1 rRNA gene is annotated in these 2,947 nt (G+C 51.7%); it reads right to left on the bottom strand.

Annotated elements, in window-relative coordinates:
* Window positions 1-28 precede the first annotated feature (28 nt).
* Window positions 29-2,918, bottom strand: a 23S ribosomal RNA gene (locus tag R7E42_RS23655).
* Between the last annotated feature and the right edge of the window lie 29 nt (window positions 2,919-2,947).

Below are 2,947 nucleotides of genomic sequence, written 5' to 3'. Positions count from 1 at the left end.
GAGTCCATCAAAACCCCTTGGGTGTTGTATGGTTAAGCCTCACGGGCAATTAGTACAGGTTAGCTCAACGCCTCACAACGCTTACACACCCTGCCTATCAACGTCGTAGTCTACGACAACCCTTTAGGATACTTAAAGTATCAGGGAGAACTCATCTCAAGGCTCGCTTCCCGCTTAGATGCTTTCAGCGGTTATCGATCCCGAACTTAGCTACCGGGCAATGCGTCTGGCGACACAACCCGAACACCAGAGGTTCGTCCACTCCGGTCCTCTCGTACTAGGAGCAGCCCCTTTCAATTCTCCAACGCCCACGGCAGATAGGGACCGAACTGTCTCACGACGTTCTAAACCCAGCTCGCGTACCACTTTAAATGGCGAACAGCCATACCCTTGGGACCGACTTCAGCCCCAGGATGTGATGAGCCGACATCGAGGTGCCAAACACCGCCGTCGATATGAACTCTTGGGCGGTATCAGCCTGTTATCCCCGGAGTACCTTTTATCCGTTGAGCGATGGCCCTTCCATTCAGAACCACCGGATCACTATGACCTGCTTTCGCACCTGCTCGAATTGTCATTCTCGCAGTCAAGCGGGCTTATGCCATTGCACTAACCTCACGATGTCCAACCGTGATTAGCCCACCTTCGTGCTCCTCCGTTACGCTTTGGGAGGAGACCGCCCCAGTCAAACTACCCACCAGGCACTGTCCGCAACCCCGATTAGGGGTCGACGTTAGAACATCAACACTACAAGGGTGGTATTTCAAGGACGGCTCCACGCAATCTAGCGACTGCGCTTCAAAGCCTCCCACCTATCCTACACATGTAGGGTCAATGTTCAGTGCCAAGCTGTAGTAAAGGTTCACGGGGTCTTTCCGTCTAGCCGCGGGTACACTGCATCTTCACAGCGATTTCAATTTCACTGAGTCTCGGGTGGAGACAGCGTGGCCATCATTACGCCATTCGTGCAGGTCGGAACTTACCCGACAAGGAATTTCGCTACCTTAGGACCGTTATAGTTACGGCCGCCGTTTACCGGGGCTTCGATCAAGAGCTTCGACCGAAGTCTAACCCCATCAATTAACCTTCCGGCACCGGGCAGGCGTCACACCGTATACGTCATCTTGCGATTTTGCACAGTGCTGTGTTTTTAATAAACAGTTGCAGCCACCTGGTATCTGCGACTCTCAATAGCTCCATCCGCGAGGGACTTCACCGTCGAGAGCGTACCTTCTCCCGAAGTTACGGTACCATTTTGCCTAGTTCCTTCACCCGAGTTCTCTCAAGCGCCTTGGTATTCTCTACCCGACCACCTGTGTCGGTTTGGGGTACGATTCCTTACAATCTGAAGCTTAGAGGCTTTTCCTGGAAGCATGGCATCAATGACTTCACATCCGTAGATGCTCGACGTCGTGTCTCAGCCTTAAGAGAAACCGGATTTACCTAACTTCTCAGCCTACGCACTTGAACCTGGACAACCGTCGCCAGGCCCACCTAGCCTTCTCCGTCCCCCCATCGCAATTGTAAGAAGTACGGGAATATTAACCCGTTTCCCATCGACTACGCCTTTCGGCCTCGCCTTAGGGGTCGACTTACCCTGCCCCGATTAACGTTGGACAGGAACCCTTGGTCTTCCGGCGAGGAGGTTTTTCACCCCCTTTATCGTTACTCATGTCAGCATTCGCACTTCTGATACGTCCAGCATGCGTTACCACACACCTTCAACCGCTTACAGAACGCTCCCCTACCCAATGCACTAAAGTGCATTGCCGCAGCTTCGGTTTACTACTTAGCCCCGTTACATCTTCCGCGCAGGCCGACTCGACCAGTGAGCTATTACGCTTTCTTTAAATGATGGCTGCTTCTAAGCCAACATCCTGGCTGTCTGAGCCTTCCCACATCGTTTCCCACTTAGTAGTAATTTGGGACCTTAGCTGGCGGTCTGGGTTGTTTCCCTCTCCACGACGGACGTTAGCACCCGCCGTGTGTCTCCCGGATAGTACTTACTGGTATTCGGAGTTTGCAAAGGGTTGGTAAGTCGGGATGACCCCCTAGCCTTAACAGTGCTCTACCCCCAGTAGTATTCGTCCGAGGCGCTACCTAAATAGCTTTCGGGGAGAACCAGCTATCTCCAGGTTTGATTGGCCTTTCACCCCTAGCCACAAGTCATCCGCTAATTTTTCAACATTAGTCGGTTCGGTCCTCCAGTTGATGTTACTCAACCTTCAACCTGCCCATGGCTAGATCACCTGGTTTCGGGTCTATATCCAGAGACTGAACGCCCAGTTAAGACTCGGTTTCCCTACGGCTCCCCTAGATGGTTAACCTTGCCACTGAATATAAGTCGCTGACCCATTATACAAAAGGTACGCAGTCACAGGACAAGCCTGCTCCTACTGCTTGTACGTACACGGTTTCAGGTTCTATTTCACTCCCCTCACAGGGGTTCTTTTCGCCTTTCCCTCACGGTACTGGTTCACTATCGGTCAGTCAGTAGTATTTAGCCTTGGAGGATGGTCCCCCCATATTCAGACAGGATATCACGTGTCCCGCCCTACTCGATTTCACTGAACACACGTCGTCAACTACGGGACTATCACCCTGTATCGTCGGCCTTTCCAGGCTGTTCGTCTAACGCGTGTAAAGCTTAAGGGCTAGTCCAATTTCGCTCGCCGCTACTTTCGGAATCTCGGTTGATTTCTTTTCCTCGGGGTACTTAGATGTTTCAGTTCCCCCGGTTCGCCCTGTTGAGCTATGTATTCACTCAACAGTAATACCTTATGGTATTGGGTTTCCCCATTCGGAAATCCCAGACTCAAATGGTTTTTACTACCTAATCTGGGCTTATCGCAAGTTAATACGTCCTTCATCGCCTCTGACTGCCAAGGCATCCACCGTGTACGCTTAGTCACTTAACCATACAACCCGAAGGAGTTTCGAGTTGATG

Origin of the sequence: Vibrio sp. Vb1337 (assembly GCF_033338715.1) — a bacterium.
GTDB lineage: Bacteria > Pseudomonadota > Gammaproteobacteria > Enterobacterales > Vibrionaceae > Vibrio > Vibrio alginolyticus.
Note: the sequence above shows the minus strand (reverse complement) of the source record. Positions and strands in the feature narration are given on the sequence as shown.